Source organism: Pseudomonas sp. C7.1 (assembly GCF_056312395.1).
Window position 1 is genome coordinate 3722370 of the sequence record NZ_JBWDTL010000003.1, and the last position, 16038, is coordinate 3738407.

Annotated in this window: 15 protein-coding genes; 6 read left to right on the forward strand and 9 right to left on the reverse strand. The window is 61.5% G+C overall.

Features of this window, described 5'->3' with window-relative positions:
* Positions 1–502: 502 nt before the first annotated feature.
* From AC0T4W_RS20830 to glsB, 3 genes are all read left to right on the forward strand, one after another.
* Positions 503–1444, forward strand: a complete 942-nt coding sequence (locus AC0T4W_RS20830) for a sodium-dependent bicarbonate transport family permease (RefSeq protein ID WP_476322270.1) — start codon at positions 503–505, stop codon at positions 1442–1444.
* A 1-nt stretch (position 1445) separates the two neighbouring features.
* The gene (locus AC0T4W_RS20835; protein ID WP_476322272.1) at positions 1446–1748 is read left to right on the forward strand and encodes a P-II family nitrogen regulator; all 303 of its coding nucleotides are present in this window, start codon (positions 1446–1448) and stop codon (positions 1746–1748) included.
* Positions 1749–1923: 175 nt separating this feature from the next.
* On the forward strand, positions 1924–2832 hold the full coding sequence (gene glsB, locus AC0T4W_RS20840; RefSeq protein ID WP_476322275.1) for a glutaminase B: 909 nt from the start codon (positions 1924–1926) through the stop codon (positions 2830–2832).
* Positions 2833–2899: 67 nt separating this feature from the next.
* On the opposite strand, the gene AC0T4W_RS20845 is transcribed toward glsB, so the two are convergent.
* The 4 genes from AC0T4W_RS20845 to AC0T4W_RS20860 form a co-directional block, all read right to left on the reverse strand.
* Positions 2900–4267 (reverse strand): 8-oxoguanine deaminase, encoded by a 1368-nt coding sequence (locus AC0T4W_RS20845; RefSeq protein WP_476322278.1) that lies wholly within the window; start codon positions 4265–4267, stop codon positions 2900–2902.
* 299 nt (positions 4268–4566) lie between these two features.
* Positions 4567–5022: an N-acetyltransferase family protein gene (locus AC0T4W_RS20850; RefSeq protein ID WP_476322281.1), complete on the reverse strand. Its 456-nt coding sequence runs from the start codon at positions 5020–5022 to the stop codon at positions 4567–4569.
* A 58-nt stretch (positions 5023–5080) separates the two neighbouring features.
* Complete coding sequence (locus tag AC0T4W_RS20855) at positions 5081–6067, reverse strand: asparaginase (RefSeq protein ID WP_476322284.1); 987 nt, start codon at positions 6065–6067, stop codon at positions 5081–5083.
* Between the two features lie 80 nt (positions 6068–6147).
* Positions 6148–7590, reverse strand: coding sequence for an alanine/glycine:cation symporter family protein (locus AC0T4W_RS20860; protein WP_476322287.1), 1443 nt, complete (start codon positions 7588–7590; stop codon positions 6148–6150).
* A gap of 151 nt (positions 7591–7741) precedes the next feature.
* On the opposite strand from AC0T4W_RS20860, the gene AC0T4W_RS20865 reads away from it, so the two are divergent.
* A complete protein-coding gene (locus AC0T4W_RS20865; protein ID WP_476322290.1) occupies positions 7742–8560 on the forward strand; it encodes a helix-turn-helix domain-containing protein in 819 nt (272 codons plus the stop codon).
* Between the two features lie 11 nt (positions 8561–8571).
* On the opposite strand, the gene AC0T4W_RS20870 is transcribed toward AC0T4W_RS20865, so the two are convergent.
* From AC0T4W_RS20870 to AC0T4W_RS20880, 3 genes are all read right to left on the reverse strand, one after another.
* On the reverse strand, positions 8572–9192 hold the full coding sequence (locus tag AC0T4W_RS20870) for an FMN-binding negative transcriptional regulator (RefSeq protein ID WP_476322293.1): 621 nt from the start codon (positions 9190–9192) through the stop codon (positions 8572–8574).
* 133 nt (positions 9193–9325) lie between these two features.
* Positions 9326–10735, reverse strand: coding sequence for a mechanosensitive ion channel family protein (locus tag AC0T4W_RS20875; RefSeq protein ID WP_476322296.1), 1410 nt, complete (start codon positions 10733–10735; stop codon positions 9326–9328).
* 196 nt (positions 10736–10931) lie between these two features.
* Positions 10932–12356, reverse strand: a complete 1425-nt coding sequence (locus AC0T4W_RS20880) for an aspartate ammonia-lyase (RefSeq protein WP_476322299.1) — start codon at positions 12354–12356, stop codon at positions 10932–10934.
* Positions 12357–12606: 250 nt separating this feature from the next.
* Between AC0T4W_RS20880 and AC0T4W_RS20885 the strand changes: the two genes are divergently transcribed.
* Together AC0T4W_RS20885 and AC0T4W_RS20890 are read left to right on the forward strand one after the other, a co-directional pair.
* Positions 12607–13512, forward strand: a complete 906-nt coding sequence (locus AC0T4W_RS20885; protein WP_476322302.1) for a LysR substrate-binding domain-containing protein — start codon at positions 12607–12609, stop codon at positions 13510–13512.
* A 121-nt stretch (positions 13513–13633) separates the two neighbouring features.
* Complete coding sequence (locus AC0T4W_RS20890) at positions 13634–14029, forward strand: hypothetical protein (RefSeq protein WP_476322305.1); 396 nt, start codon at positions 13634–13636, stop codon at positions 14027–14029.
* A 215-nt stretch (positions 14030–14244) separates the two neighbouring features.
* Here the strand turns inward: AC0T4W_RS20890 and AC0T4W_RS20895 are convergent, their stop codons facing one another.
* Together AC0T4W_RS20895 and AC0T4W_RS20900 are read right to left on the reverse strand one after the other, a co-directional pair.
* Positions 14245–15138 (reverse strand): ABC transporter permease subunit, encoded by an 894-nt coding sequence (locus AC0T4W_RS20895; protein ID WP_476322308.1) that lies wholly within the window; start codon positions 15136–15138, stop codon positions 14245–14247.
* Entirely contained in the window at positions 15135–16016 is an 882-nt protein-coding gene (locus AC0T4W_RS20900) for an ABC transporter permease subunit (protein ID WP_476323822.1), read from the reverse strand. Before AC0T4W_RS20900 ends, AC0T4W_RS20895 begins: the two co-directional genes overlap by 4 nt.
* Positions 16017–16038: the final 22 nt, after the last annotated feature.

The window sequence follows — 16038 nt, forward strand, 5'->3', positions numbered from 1 at the left end:
ACAGGCATTTGAATGGTTTTTTTGGGGCTTCTTTTTACACCGCTGGCGCGGCTGTTAAGCGGCGCTGGCAAGGGTTTCGGGCCAAGTGCCTGAGTTCCCTAGGAGCCTTACGGCTCCTTTTTTTCGGTTATGCCCCTTTGTTCAGGGTTCCGCTGTTTCAGCAGAACACTGGGCAAAACTGCGGGTATCAGCACAACGCGTGGTGGGGGCATGACCTTTTATTCGAGCCGGTGTGACGCGGCGGGCGTCTCAATAGCCATTCAATATGCCTATGTACCAGTTAGGTGTTGCATCCATGGGTAGTGCGCGCCGTGCACCCCGACGCGAGTCGGGGCGAGTCGGGGCGAGCGCATGCGGGTAGGTTGGCGTTGAGCGCAGCGAAGCCCAATAGGCAGTGGCATGTTTCGTTGGGCTTCGTCGCTTTGCTCCTCAACCCAACCTACGGTTTATCGCCTCACAACACGCAATGGGTACATAGCCTTCAATATAGGAGCAATGCGCGGTGAGTCTGGATCCGGTGGTGCTGTTCTTTGTCTTCGGTCTGTTGGCCGGTTTGCTGAAAAGCGAGCTGAAGCTACCGCCGGCGCTGTACGAAACCCTGTCGATCATTTTGCTGCTGGCCATCGGTCTGCACGGCGGTGTGGAGCTGGCCGAGCAGGCCAGCTGGCAGTTGCTCGGCCAGGCGGGGCTGGTGTTAGGGTTGGGTGTGGCCTTGCCGCTGCTGGCCTTTGCCGTGTTGCGCGGTCTCGGGTTCGACCGGATTAACGCGGCAGCGGTGGCGGCGCACTATGGCTCGGTCAGCGCCGGTACCTTCGCCGTGGTGGTGGCTTACATGCTGGCCAAGGGCATCGAGTTTGAAAGCTATATGCCACTGTTTGTCGCCATTCTGGAAATTCCGGCGATCCTGATCGGCATTCTGTTGGCCAAGGGCATTGCTCGCGACACCGACTGGGGCGAGCTGGGCCGGGAAATTTTTCTCGGCAAGAGCATCATGCTGCTGCTCGGTGGTTTGATCATCGGTGCGATTGCCGGCAAGGAAGCGATCAAGCCGCTGGAGCCGTTCTACACCAGCATGTTCAAGCCGGTGCTGGCGCTGTTCCTGTTGGAAATGGGCCTGATCGCTTCCGGGCAGCTCGGCTCGCTCAGGCAGTTCGGCCTGCGCCTGCTTGGTTTCGCCCTACTGATGCCGCTGTTGGGCGCGCTGATCGGCGCCTTGCTTGGTCGTTTTATGGGCCTGAGTTTGGGCGGTACAGCGGTGCTGGCTACGCTGGCGGCGTCGGCGTCCTATATCGCCGTGCCGGCGGCCTTGCGCCTGGCCTTGCCCGAGGCCAACCCGTCACTGTCGTTGACGGCGTCGCTGGGTATTACCTTTCCCTTCAATATCATCGTCGGCATCCCGTTGTACCTGATGCTGGCCGAACAGCTGATGGCCTGGGGGCTCTGAAATGGACGCGCATATCCGTACCTTGCTCACCGTAATTTGCGAAGCCGCGTTGGAGAAGAAACTGGTGGCTGACCTGGAACAGCTCGGCGCGCCGGGCTGGACCATCTCCGACGCCCGTGGCCGTGGTGGACGCGGCGTGCGCAGCGCCGGCTGGGACACTGAAGGCAATATCCGCGTGGAAATCATCTGCACCCGCGATATCGCCGAACGTATCGCCGCCCACCTGCAGGCGCGCTACTACGCCAACTTCGCCATGATCTGCTACCTGGCTCAGGTGGACGTGTTGCGTTCTGAGAAGTTCTAGCCGGCAGCCGAACCCTCCCGGATTGCGCCAGGGCTTATCTGGGCTACAGCGGGCGAGGTAGCCCGAACAAGCGCCAGCGCAGTCCGGGTTTGTTGTTGGATGTGATCGGCTCCACTCGATAAGCGTCTACCTGCCATCGTCCGAGGTGCGCTCGGGCATTGGGGTGAGCCTGAGCATGCAAGCGCTGTTGAATGAAATTCTGGATCAAGTCCGCCCGCTGATCGGGCAGGGAAAAGTGGCCGATTACATCCCGGCGCTGGCCGATGTACCGGCCAATCAGCTGGGTATTGCGGTGTACAGCAACGATGGCGAGCTGTTCTGCGCCGGCGATACCGAAACGGCGTTTTCCGTGCAGAGCATTTCCAAGGTGTTCAGCCTGGTGCAGGCGATTCAGCATTCCGGCGAGGATATCTGGCAGCGCCTGGGCCATGAGCCGTCTGGCCAGCCGTTCAATTCGCTGGTGCAGCTGGAGTTTGAGCGTGGCCGGCCGCGTAATCCGTTTATCAATGCCGGTGCCCTGGTGATCTGCGATATCAATCAGTCACGCTTCGCCGCGCCGGTACCGTCGCTGCGCGACTTCGTCCGCCGGCTGGCCGGCAACCCATTGGTGGCGGTGGACAGCCGGGTGGCCGATTCGGAATACCAGCACCGTGCGCGCAATGCGGCGGCGGCTTACCTGATGCAGTCTTTCGGCAATTTCCACAACGATGTGGAGGCGGTGCTGCGCAGCTATTTCAGCTACTGCGCGCTGCGCATGAGCTGCGTCGACCTGGCGCGGGCGTTCGGCTTTCTCGCCAACGACGGCTTCTGCAAGCACAGCGGCCAGCAGATTCTCAGCGCGCGGCAGTGCAAGCAGGTCAACGCGATCATGGCCACCAGCGGCCTTTACGACGAGGCCGGCAACTTCGCCTACCGGGTCGGCCTACCGGGCAAGAGCGGCGTCGGCGGCGGTATCGTTGCCGTAGTGCCGGGGCGTTTCAGCGTGTGCGTGTGGTCACCTGAGCTGAACGCTGCGGGCAATTCCCTGGCCGGGATTAAAGCGCTGGAGTTGCTGAGCGAGCGGATCGGCTGGTCGGTGTTTTAACTGCCGCCGTAGGAGCGGGCCATGCCCGCGAAATGGATCGCGGGCATGGCCCGCTCCTACAGATGCATCAACCCGCAATCAGCTCCTTCGCCGCCTGGCGGTGATCGGCAATCAATTGCGCGACATCCAGGCCTTCGATCTGCCCGTCGATGACTCGCCAGGTGCCTGCGATCATCATCCGGTCGGCCTTGTCGGCGCCGCACAGCAGCAGCGCGGAAAGCGGGTCGTGGCTGCCGGAGAAGCGCAGCTCATCCAGCTTGAACAAGGCCAGGTCGGCCTGCTTGCCCACCGCCAGCTCGCCGATGTCCGTGCGCCCGAGCAGCTTGGCCGAGCCTTTGCTGGCCCAGCCCAGCACCAATTCCGGGGTGATCTTCTCGGCGCCGTAACGCAGGCGCTGGATATACAGGGCCTGGCGCGCTTCGAGGATCATATTCGAGGCATCGTTGGACGCCGAACCGTCCACGCCGAGGCCGATGGGTGCGCCGGCGGCTTGTAGGTCGAGGGTCGGGCAGATGCCTGAGGCCAGGCGCATATTCGAGCTTGGGCAATGACAGATGCCGGTGCCGGCCTGGCCAAGGCGGGCAATTTCCTCCGGGTTGAAGTGGATGCCGTGGGCCAGCCAGGTGCGCGGGCCGAGCCAGCCGACGCTGTCTAGGTAATCCACGGTGCGCAGGCCGAAGCGCTGCAGGCAGAAGTCTTCTTCGTCGAGGGTTTCCGCCAGGTGGGTGTGCAGGCGCACGTCCAGCTCTTCGGCCAGCTCGGCGCTCTGGCGCATGATGTCCTGGGTGACCGAAAACGGCGAGCAGGGCGCGAGGGCGATCTGGATCTGTGCGCCGTCGCCGCGCTGGTGATAGTGCTGAATCAGCCGTTGGCTGTCGGCCAGGATCACTTCGCCCTGTTGCACGGTCTGCTGCGGCGGCAGGCCGCCATCGGCTTCGCCGAGGCTCATCGAACCACGGGTAAGCATGGCGCGCATGCCCAGTTCACGCACGGCCTCGACCTGTACGTCGATGGCGTTTTCCAGGCCGCCGGGGAACAGATAGTGGTGATCCGCCGCCGTGCTGCAGCCGGACAGCAATAGTTCGGCCAGGGCGACTTTACTGGCCAGGGCGAGCTTCTGCGGGGTCAAGCGTGCCCATACCGGGTAGAGGGTTTTCAGCCAGGGAAACAGCGGCTGGTTGACCACCGGGCCCCAGGCGCGGGTCAGGGTTTGGTAGAAATGGTGGTGGGTGTTGATCAGCCCTGGCAGCACCACATGCTCGCGGGCATCGAAGGTCTGATCGCAGGGGCGGGACGGCTGATGGCCGGCCTTGAGCAGTTCGCTGATCACACCGCCTTCAATCACCAGGCCACCAGCGGCGTCGAGGCTGTTGGAGGGATGGGCGGCGGTGAAAATAACGAGGGGGTTTTTGATCCAGATACGGGTAGCAGCCATTGAGTTGGCTCCTCTGAAGGTGGGTTCAGGTTAGCCAGCTCAGTGTTTACCCTGTCTGCTGATCCAGGTACGCGGCCGGCGCAGGTGGCCGGGCGTGGCGCAAAAGATAACGCCGTAATCTGCCTGCGGCAAGAGCACAGGATTGCGTGTTGCATGCAATCGGTAGGTTGGCGTTGAGCGCAGCGAAGCCCAACAGGCGTTGCATAGATCGTTAGGCTTCGCCACTGCGCTCCTCAACGGAACGCCGCCCGACCCAATCTACGCTTTATCGCCTCGCAGCATGCATTGGGGCAGAGTCTTTAAAAGACTTTGCGGTACTGAACAAACCCCGAGCGCTCGGCGATGCGCTCGTACAGCAGCATGGCGCGGCTGTTGCTCTCGTGGGTCAGCCAGTAGGTGCGTGAGCAGCCGTGTGCCTGGGCTTCGCGGTAAACGTGCTCAATCAGCTTGCGCCCTGCGCCGCTGCTGCGCACGTCTTTGGCGATAAACAGGTCCTGCAGGTAGCAGTAGTCGCCGGTGGTCCAGGTTGAGCGGTGGTAGATCCAGTGCACCAGGCCGATGGCCTGGCCGTCATGCCAGGCCAGAGCAGCGTGCATCGGCTCGGCCGGATCGAGGAAGCGCTGCCAGGTGATATCACTGGTTGCGGCGGCAATCTCGGTCATATAAAAGCGCTGATAGCCCTGCCACAGCGGTAGCCAGACGGCATGGTCGTCGGTCGTTACCGGGCGGATTTCGACGGGAATGCGAATCGGCATGCTGACAAACTCCTTAGCGAGGTAAAGCCCTTACAGCTTAGCTGTAAGGGCGGACGCTTCAATCGGCGCGTTCACCACAGACATCCAGCGCAAACCAGTGTTCCACCTCGGCCTGGCTCAGGCCCGCGCCGAGCAGGCTGAACAACTTGCCCAGGGCCGCTTCGCGGGTCATGCCGCCGGCGGAAATTAGCCCGGAGCTGGCCAGCTGGCTGCCGGCGGCGTACACGCCGAATTCGACATGGCCGTGCGGGCACTGGCTGATCGCAGCCATGACCACGCCGCGCTTATGCGCAGCCTTGAGCACGTCGAGCAGTTCGGTGTCGTCCGCCGGGCCCGTGCCGCTGCCGTAGCATTCCAGCAGCAGGCCCTGTACGCCGCTGCCTAGCAAGGCGCGCAGATGACTTGCCTGGATGCCCGGATAGAACGGCAGCACGGCCAGATTGACCGGCTGACGCGGTTGGCGGTAGTCGATATTCGCCGGAATGCTCTCGGCGCGCGGGCTCTGGCGCTGGCGCGGCAGCACGTCAAAGGCGTCGAAGGCATCACTGCGCAGCTTGCTGACCCGCGCACCATGCAGCAGCGCACCATTGAAATACAGGTACACACCTGGCGTGACGCCGGCGTGCAGTGCGCGCATGGCGCCGAACAGGTTGCCCCAGGCATCGCTGCCCTCGGCGCCTGCCGGCAGCATCGAGCCGCTGAGAATGACCGGTACCGGCAAGCCCAGCAGCAGAAAGCTCAGGGCGGCGCCGCTGTAAGCCAGGGTGTCGGTGCCGTGCAGCAGCAGCACACCGTCGCAACCGTCCTGCTCGATACCGGCGTGAATGGCCGTGACCATCGCCAACCAGTTGTGCTGGTTCATATTGGCGCTGTCGATTGGCGGCAGCAGCTCGCGGAAGGTCCATTGCGGCAGCGGCTGGGGCTCCAGCACTTGCTGACGGCGCAGGCGTTCATCGAAGCCGGACGCCGGGGCAAGGCCCGTGGCGCTCATGTGCATACCGATGGTGCCGCCGGTGTAAAGCACCAGAAGTTTTTCACAACCCATCAGGGGGTCTCCGTACTTTCATTGTTCTTATAAGAAAACAGGGGGCTTAGCCCCCTGTTTATCACAGCAATTGCAGCGGCTTAGCGCTGGTGCACGCTGTTGCCGATTTCCGCATGATTGGCCGGGGCGCTAGGCGCTGTATTTGGCCAGACGGCCGGGTCGAGGTCCAGATCGGCGAAGTTCTTCGCATCGAACACCGGCGACGCTATGCCAGCTTTCATCTGGCTGTCGTAGTCGCGCATCAGGCGCAGGCCGACCTTGAACAGCAGCGCCAGGGCGATCAGGTTGCAGATGGCCAGCAGGCCCATGGTCACGTCGGCGAAGGCAAACACCGTACCCAGGTCCTGTACCGAACCCCAGAGTACCAGGGCCACGACCAGCACGCGGTAGACCATCACCGGTGCACGCTTCTTGCTGAAGAAGCCCAGGGCGTTTTCGCCGAGGTAGTAGTTGTAGATCAGGGTAGTGAACACAAACAGCAGCAGCGCCACGGTAATGAACACCCTGCCCCACTCGCCGACCACGCTGGCCACGGCGGTCTGGGTCAGGATTACCCCGGAAACTTCCATGCCCGGCTGGTAGACGCCGGAAAGCAGGATGATCAGCGCGGTGCAGCTGCACAGGATGATGGTGTCAATAAACACGCTGAGCGACTGCACGATGCCCTGGGCCACCGGGTGCTTGACCTCGGCAACGGCGGCGACGTTCGGTGCGCTGCCCAGGCCCGCCTCGTTGGAGAACAGGCCGCGTTTCACGCCCATGATGATCGCTGCACCTATGCCGCCGGCAAAGGCCGGTTCAAGACCGAAGGCGCTCTTGACGATCAGCGCCAGGGTGGCCGGAACCGCCTCGATATTCAGGCCGATCACCAGCAGAGCCATGGCGATATAGACGAAGGCCATCACCGGCACCAACACGTCGGAGAACTTGGCGATGCGCTTGATGCCGCCGAAGATGATCAGACCGATCACCACAGTCAGAGCCAGGCCGCTGATATAGGTCGGCAGGCCGAAGGTGTCATGCAGCGAACTGGCCACGGTGTAGGACTGCACGGCGTTGAAACCGAAGCCGAAGGTCACCAGCAGCAGGATCGACACCACAATGCCCAACCAGCGCTGACCGAGGCCGTGCTGGATGTAGAAGGCCGGGCCACCGCGATAGGTGCCGTCGTCTTCACGGCGCTTGTACAGCTGCGCCAGGGAGCACTCGAAGTAACTGGTGGCCATGCCGACCAGGGCCACGACCCACATCCAGAAAATCGCGCCCGGGCCGCCGAGCATGATCGCCACCGAGACGCCGGCGATGTTGCCGGCACCGACGCGACCGGCTACCGATAGCATCAGCGCCTGGAACGAGCTGAGCTGGCCAGGCTGACGCTGGAAGGCCTCGCTGAAGATGCGGAACATGCTGCCGAAGTAACGGAACTGGACGAAACGCGAGGCGATGGTGAAGTACAGACCAAGGCCGATCAGCATCACAATTAGGAGCTTGCTCCAGATCAGGTCGTTGAGAATATCGAGCATGGCGTGAGGTCTCTCTTGTTCTTTTGTGAGGGAAATATGGGCGGGGCCGAATGGTTGTGCAGACGCGCCTGTGGTGCAATTTCGCGGATGGCGGCGAACTGATGCGAGTTGATGCTAGAATCGCGCCGCTCGCATCACCAGGAAACTCGTCATGTCCGACCATCTAGGGCCCAATCTAAAGCTGTTATGCAGCCATTACCGGTCAATTGCCGAGGTTTGCCGCAAGCTTGCGATCAATCGCGCCCAGTTCAATAAATACCTCAGCGCACAGAGCCGCCCGACGGCTTATAACCTCAAACGCATCTGCGACTTTTTCGGCGTCGAGGCCTATGAACTGAGCCTACCGGCCGAGCAGTTTGCCGACCTGATTGGTGCGCGCAGCGGCAATCCGGAAGCGCGACTGCCGAGCGATCCGCTGCTGGAGCTATTTCAGCCCCTCGGCGAATATTCCAGCAGCCTGTCGCGTTACTGCGGCTACTACTTTGAATACGCCAACTGCATGTCGGTGCCGGGGCAGATTCTGCTGTCGCTGGTGCAGTTGCGCGAGGAGCGCGGCAGCTTCCTGTTCGAGCGCCAGGAGCGCCAGGAACCGTCGCGCGCCGATACGGGCAAGGCTGAAGACTGGGTACGCTGCCGTTACCTTGGCGCAGCGTTCTACCTGCAGGATCGGCTGTTTCTGATCGACTACGAGTCGCTGACCGGCAACGAAATGAGCCAAACCATCCTGATCCCAAGCTTCAAGAGCCGTATCACCCGCCTTAACGGCCTGAAAACCGGCGTGTCCAGCGGCGACCTGCGCACCCCTGCCTGCACCCGCGTGGTTTGGGAGTTTCTCGGCAACGACATCAACCGGGTCAATGCCTACCGCCAGGTGATGCTCTACAGCCCGGATGACTTGCGTATCGACGCCGACATCCGCCAGCGTCTGGCCGGTGCGCAGATTCGCAATGGGCTGTTTGAGATTGAGTAAGGCTCCGCCGCTTAGCGCAGGCGTGCCGCGAGTGCCTGATCCGCGACAACAGGGCTGGTACTAAGGCCTTTATAAACCCCGTCGCGGTCAGCGTCCGTGCGGTTCTGGCTGAGCTTCCATTGGCCTTCTATACGCTGGATCGGTAGGGCGAAGCCGACGATGGCGCGCAGCATGCTATCGATATAGTCGCGCGGCGCATCACTGACCGCCCAAGGTCGCTCGCGCCCCGCCTCATGTGTTGCGCTCAGGCGGCTGACCAGCTGCAGCAGGCCTTCGTCATCATCAATTAGCCGTGCCCGGCCATGGGCATGCACGGCAATGTAATTCCAGGTGGGTACCGCCTTGCCGTGTTCTGCCTTGCTCGGATACCAGTTGGGGCTGATATAGGCCTGCGGCCCCTGGAAGATGGCCAGGGTTTCGCCCTGCAGTAGCTCGCGCCAGTGCGGGTTGGCTCGGGCGAAGTGGCCATAGAGGGTGCCGAATTCGCCTTCGTCTGCGGCTAGCAAGAGCGGCAGGTGGCTGGCCTGTAGGCCGCTTGCACCCTGGGTGACCAGCGTTGCCAATGGGCAGGCGTTGACCTGCTGATGCAGCAGGGCGAGGTCGTTTTGGCGGAATGCAGGTGGTGTGTACATGGCGGAACTCCGGCGGCGAGGCCGCATCCTAGCGCGCGGCGCAGTGCTGGATAAGGTGCAATTGCGGCGACTTTTACCGGCACAGTCCACCGCGTTCTCTGCGTTAGCAGCCGGTCTTTAGCCAAAGACGGCGTTATTCATGGGGCACATTCTTGTTGAGTAGGTCGTTGCCTGGGTCAGATTGGATTTCCGCCTCCACTTTCTCTTCCAGGTGTTTGTCCGGGGAGACATCCAGCACGCCATCACCCTGCTCAACGCGGCGGGCTGGGCGTTGTTCTTTAACGTCATGGTTTGCAGCCGGGGCGATGCTGAAGCGCTTGCTATCGAGCGCAGCAACCAGCGCTGTATTGACTGCGGAGTCGAAGCGTAAACGGTAAATCGGCTCCGGCAAGGTGAAGCCTTGCGCCTCCAGCGCGCGCATGGCGGCGTGAATGGCCAGGCTGCGGGCTTTGGCAAAATTGGTTTGGCGCTGATCGATCCAGGCGTAGAAGGTCAGCACGATATTGGAGTCGCCCACCGTTTTGATCAGCGCATCGGGCTCGGGGTCTTGCAGAATAAACTCAAGGCCACTGATGGCGCTCAGGCCCGCCTGCATCGCGGCCACTGGGTCATCGTCGGCATCTACGCCGAGTTCGAACTCAAAGCGCCGTTCCGGGTTGGTCGAGTAATTAAGGATGATGCCTTTGAACACCGCCGCATTGGGGATGCGCATATGGTTGCCGTCGAGGGTCATTAAAATCGTGGCGCGTGAGGTGAGGCGCACGACGATGCCCTCGATGTTGTTGATGATCACGTGATCTTTGGCGCGGAATGGCTGGCGCAAGCTCAGCATCACACTGGAGATGTAGTTCTCCACGGTATCGCGCACGGCAAAGCCAATGGCCAGGCCGATGACCCCAGCGCCGCCGAGTATGGTGGTAATAACGGCCGCAGCGCCCAATAAATTCAGCGCCAGGATAATACCCAGCAACAGGATGACAACGCGGACCGCTTGCGCGAGCAAATCGGCTAGAAAGGCATTGGGCGCCAGTTTTCGCCACAGTGACTGCCAGCGCGCCAAAAAGCTGCCAAGCAAGATGAAGGCTGTTGACACCAGCAGCGCCAGGCCAATGAGTGGCAGGGCTTTTATAAAACTCAGGCTCTGCATGCGCATGCGCTCAAGCACCGGCCGCACGTTATCGCCCACGGCCAGGGTGCGGCTCATGGTGTCGGTGACTGTGACCACACCGGCGAGCCTGCTGGCCAGGCGTTCCGCTTGCTGCGCAGTCTGTTCATTGGCGACCTCGCCGCCGAGAATGACCACCCCTTCACCGACATACACCGTCACGCCACGCAGCGGTTCCAGTTCGGCAAAAATGTTTTCGATTCGGGCTCGTATTTTGTCATCGCTCTCCGTTGCTTCTGCTTCGATAGTTGCAGCGGTTGCTGGGTCGGCAGAGGCGATGCTGTCGGTCTGGGCCCAGGCCAAGTGGCCGGGTAATAAAATCGCCAGCAGGGCGAATACCAGCGCGTTGATGCGCAAGGGGTTGCGTGGGCGCTTCATCGCATAATGCTCCTGAGCTAGGCGGTTTAAGGCACCTAGCCTACACGGATGCGCAAGGCAGCTGCTGAGCGAGGGGCGCCAGCATCGTCTGGGTGAAGCAGAACGGCCTGGATCATGCTGTGCGCATAAAAAAGGGATGGCCGCAGCCATCCCTGAGGGAATGAGGCGCTGTGCGCCTCTTGGTTAATACGGCCTGTTAAGCGCTGAGCGGCACCAGGCGTGGAGCGATCATGTTCTCGGGGCGCAGGATGTCGGCCAGCTCGGCGTCGCCCAAAAGCTGCTCTTCGCGCACCAGCTCCAGTACGCCACGGCCCGTTTCCAGCGCCACCTTGGCGATGCGCGTGGCGTTTTCGTAGCCGATATAGGGGTTGAGCGCGGTGATCAGGCCGATGGAGTTTTCCATCAGCTCGCGGCAGCGCGCTTCGTTGGCGGTGATGCCGTCGATGCACAGCTCGCGCAGCATATCCATGGCGCGGGTCAGCAGGCGGATCGAGTCGAAGATCTTGTAGGCGATCAGCGGCTCCATCACGTTCAGCTGCAGCTGGCCACCTTCGGCCGCCATGGTCAGCGCCAGGTCGTTGCCTATCACTTCGAAGGCCACCTGATTGACCGCTTCCGGGATCACCGGGTTGACCTTGCCGGGCATGATCGAGCTGCCCGGCTGGCGCGGCGGCAAGTTGATTTCATTGATGCCGGTGCGTGGGCCGCTGGACAGCAGGCGCAGGTCGTTGCACATCTTCGACAGCTTCACCGCCGTGCGCTTGAGCATGCCGGAGAACAGCACAAAGGCGCCCATGTCCGAGGTGGCTTCGATCAGGTCGGCGGCCGGGGTCAACGGCTGGCCGCTGATAATCGCCAGGCGTTTGACCGCCAGCAGTTGGTACTGCGGGTCAGCGTTAATGCCGGTGCCAATCGCGGTGCCGCCCAGGTTCACTTCGGTGAGCAGGGTTGGCGCGAGTAGCTTGAGGTGTTGCAGGTCTTCACCCAGGGTGGTGGCGAAGGCGCGGAACTCCTGACCAAGGGTCATGGGCACGGCGTCCTGCAGCTGGGTGCGGCCCATTTTCAGTACGTGGCTGAACTCCAGCTGCTTTTTTGACAGTGACTGGATCAGCTTGTCCAGCGCGGTGAGCAGGCTGTCGTGGCCGAGCAGCAGGCCCAGGCGAATGGCGGTGGGGTAGGCGTCGTTGGTCGACTGCGCCATGTTCACATCGTTGTTGGGGTGCAGCTGCTTGTAGTCACCCTTCTCGAAACCCATGGCTTCGAGGGCAATATTGGCGATGACTTCGTTGGCGTTCATGTTGGTCGAGGTTCCGGCGCCGCCTTGAATCATGTCGACCACGAACTGGTCATGGAACTCGCCTTGAATAATGCGTGCGCAGGCGGTGCTGATCGCCGTGTGCTTGGCGGCGGACAGGTGGCCCAGCTCGCGGTTGGCGTCGGCGGCGGCCTGCTTGACCATGGCCAGGGCCACCACCAGCTTCGGGTAGTGCGACAGGGTCACGCCAGACAGGCGGAAGTTCTGCACGGCGCGCAGGGTCTGGATGCCGTAATAGGCGTCAGCGGGAACGTCGAGGGTGCCGAGCAGGTCTTTTTCGAGGCGAGTAGATGCAGCAGCGGACATGATGAGTGCTATCTCTTGGGGATACGGCAAAAGCCGCGATGCCGCATATGTTGGCGTCTGCAGCCTGAGGCTGGCCAATGCTGTTAAGCGCTGGGTCATGCATAATCGGCATAATGTCGGTGTGACGCCGAATTGTCGGCGGGCGTAGGGTGGACATGACGAAGCCTTGTCCACCACCACGGCGCCAAACGGCGGACAAGCCTGGCGGCATGTCCGCCCTACGCATTGTGCAAATCATCGGGAGCCTGGGATGAACCTGGAAAGCAAATGGCTGGAAGACTTTGTCACCCTGGCCGCCACCCGCAGTTTTTCCCAGGCGGCGCAAAAGCGCTTTGTTACCCAGCCAGCGTTCAGTCGGCGCATCCGCAGCCTGGAAAACATGCTCGGCCTGACCCTGGTCAATCGCGCCTGCATGCCCATCGAGCTGACCGAATCCGGCCAGCTGTTTCTGGTCACCGCACGGAGCATGGTCGAGCAGTTGGGCGAGGTGGTGCGTCACCTGCATAACCTTGAAGGCCAGCAGGGTGAGGTGATGCAAATTGCTGCCGCACACTCGCTGACCCTGGGGTTTTTCCCCGCGTGGATCGCCCGCCTGCGCCGTGAGGGGTTACCGTTGACCACCCGCTTAGTGGCGACCAACGTCGGTGAAGCGGTGCATGCGCTGCGTGAAGGCGCCTGCGACCTGATCCTCGCCTACTACGACCCGGATGCCGCGCTGCAGATGGACCCGGAAATCTTCCCCTCGCTGCACCTGGGCCGCACAGAAATGCTCCCGGTGTGCGCGGTGAGCGAAGACGACGCGCCGCTGTTCGATCTCAACAGTGGCCAGAGTGTGCCGCTGCTGGCCTACAGCGCCGGTGCCTTTCTCGGTCGCTCGGTCAACCTGCTACTGCGCCAACGCGCGCTACGTTCGACCACGGTGTACGAAACGGCGATGGCCGACAGCCTGAAAAGCATGGCCTTGCAGGGCATGGGCGTGGCCTGGGTGCCACGGCTGAGCGTGACCGCTGAGCTGGCCCGTGGCGAGTTGGTGGTGTGCGGCGATGAGCAGTGGCAAGCGCCGCTGGAAATCCGCCTGTACCGCTGCGCCCTGGTGCGCAAGGCGTCCGTACGCTTGCTGTGGCGCAAGCTGGAAAGCGGCGAAGTGGGCCGCTAAAGCTCGCACAACTGCAACACTGAACGACTACATCGCTATGATTAAACAGCGGCCTTGCGGCTAGCACCCCGATCTACGCTGAGCGCCAGCGCACCCAAGCACAACACAGACGAGGGAACGTATGAATTTTGTATTAGGGAACTTCAAATGGCTGATGCTGGTGTCCGGCGTACTCACCGCCAGCATGTTCTACGGCCTGTTCGCGCCGCAGGCTGCGCTTGAATCGATGTTTGGGGTCTCGTTTACCGGTCAGCTGGAATCCATCGTGATTCGCAGCTGGTCGGCGCTGGTTGGCCTGATGGGCGTGATACTGATTTATGGCGCGCTTAACGAAAAACACCGCGCCTTCTGCGCGTTCATCGCGGCAGCGAGCAAGGCAATTTTCGTCACCCTGGTGCTGGTGTATGGCCAGGCGTTTTTCGGCAAGGCCGCTGCGGCGATCATCATGGATAGCGTGGTGATCGCAGCCACGCTTATCTTCCTGCTGGCGCTACGCATCAAGCGCCAGGGCGCATAGCCTCGTCTCATCCCGACGTATCGGGGAGCTGTAGTGTGGATGACGCTCTTTTCATCCACCACGATTGCAGGGCTGGTGGATGGGTAAAGCGTCATCCACCTATGCCTGCAGAGGCTTAAGCTCACGGCAGGGATGACTGGCGAGCGCCGCACAACGCTGAACACAATGCACAAGGGCCACTGATGTGGCCCTTGTGGGTTTAGCGCTTAATCCGCTCAGGCATGCACCTGGGATGGGTCACGACGGCTGTCCGGACCGCTCTGCAAGTGCGCGCCGGTGGACTCATCCATGGCTTGCTGCAGGGCTTTCTTGCGCTTTTCTTCGGCACGGTGGGCGAAGAACCACACCAGGAAGGTAGCGAAGGACACCGACAACAGGATCAGACTGGCCACTGCGTTGATTTCCGGCTTCACGCCCAGACGTACGGCGGAGAAAACTTCCATCGGCAAGGTGGTCGAACCCGGACCGGAGACGAAGCTGGCGAGTACCAGATCGTCCAGCGACAAGGCAAAGGACATCATTGCGCCGGCCGCCAACGAGGGCGCGATCATCGGGATGGTGATCAGGAAGAACACCTTCCACGGCTTGGCACCGAGGTCCATGGCCGCTTCTTCGATGGACAGGTCCAACTCACGCAAGCGCGACGACACCACCACGGCCACATAGGCCGAACAGAAGGTGGTGTGGGCGATCCAGATGGTCATGATGCCGCGCTCAGCCGGCCAGCCGATCAACTGGGCCATCGCCACAAACAGCAACAGCAACGACAGACCGGTAATCACCTCAGGCATGACCAGCGGTGCGGTGACCAGGCCACCGAACAGCGTGCGGCCCTTGAAGCGGGTGACGCGGGTCAGCACGAAGGCGGCCATAGTGCCCAGCGCAACGGCGGCAATCGCGGTGTAGCAGGCGATTTCCAGCGAGCGCATCACTGAGTTCATCAGCTGGGTGTTGTCGAGCAGGCCGACGTACCACTTCACCGACCAACCGCCCCAAACCGTTACCAGGCGCGACTCGTTGAACGAGTAGATCACCAGGATCAGCATCGGCAGGTAGATAAAGGCAAAACCGGCCCACAACATAAAGTTGGAGAAACTAAAACGCTTCATGGCCGGCCCTCCATTTCTTTCGCTTGGTGACGGTTAAACAGAATGATCGGGATGATCAGGATCGCCAGCATCACCACTGCCAGGGCGGAGGCAACCGGCCAGTCGCGGTTGTTGAAGAACTCTTGCCAGAGCACCTTGCCGATCATCAGGGTTTCCGGGCCACCGAGTAGCTCAGGAATCACGAACTCACCCACCACCGGGATAAACACCAGCATGCAGCCGGTGATGATGCCGCCCTTGGCCAGCGGCACGGTGATTTTCCAGAAGCTGTTGTAGGTGCTCGACCCCAGGTCGGCAGCGGCTTCCAGCAGGCTCTGGTCGTGTTTTACCAGGTTGGCGAACAGCGGCAGGATCATAAACGGCAGGTACGAATAGACAATACCGATGTACACCGCCAGGTTGGTGTTGAGGATCTGCAGCGGTTCGTTGATCACCCCCAGCCACATCAAAAAGCCATTGAGCAGGCCGTTGTTGCTGAGGATGCCCATCCAGGCATACACACGGATCAGGATCGCCGTCCAGGTCGGCATCATGATCAGCAGCAGAAAGACCATTTGCTTGGCTTTGTCGGCCCGCGCGATGGAATAGGCCATGGGAAAGCCAATCAACAGGCAGAGCAGCGTGCTGATAGCGGCTATTTTCAAGGACCCTAAGTAAGCCGCTAGGTACAGCGCATCTTCACTAAGGAAGATGTAGTTACTCAGGTTAACGATCAGGGTGAAGGTGTTGTCCACCCAGCTGAACACCTCGGTGTACGGCGGGATGGCGACATCGGCTTCGGCAAAGCTGATTTTCATCACAATGATGAAAGGCAGCAGGAAGAATAGGAATAGCCAGAGGAAGGGCACCCCGATTACCAGGTGCCGGCCCTTGGGCATACGGCGGCTGATGCTTCGGCTG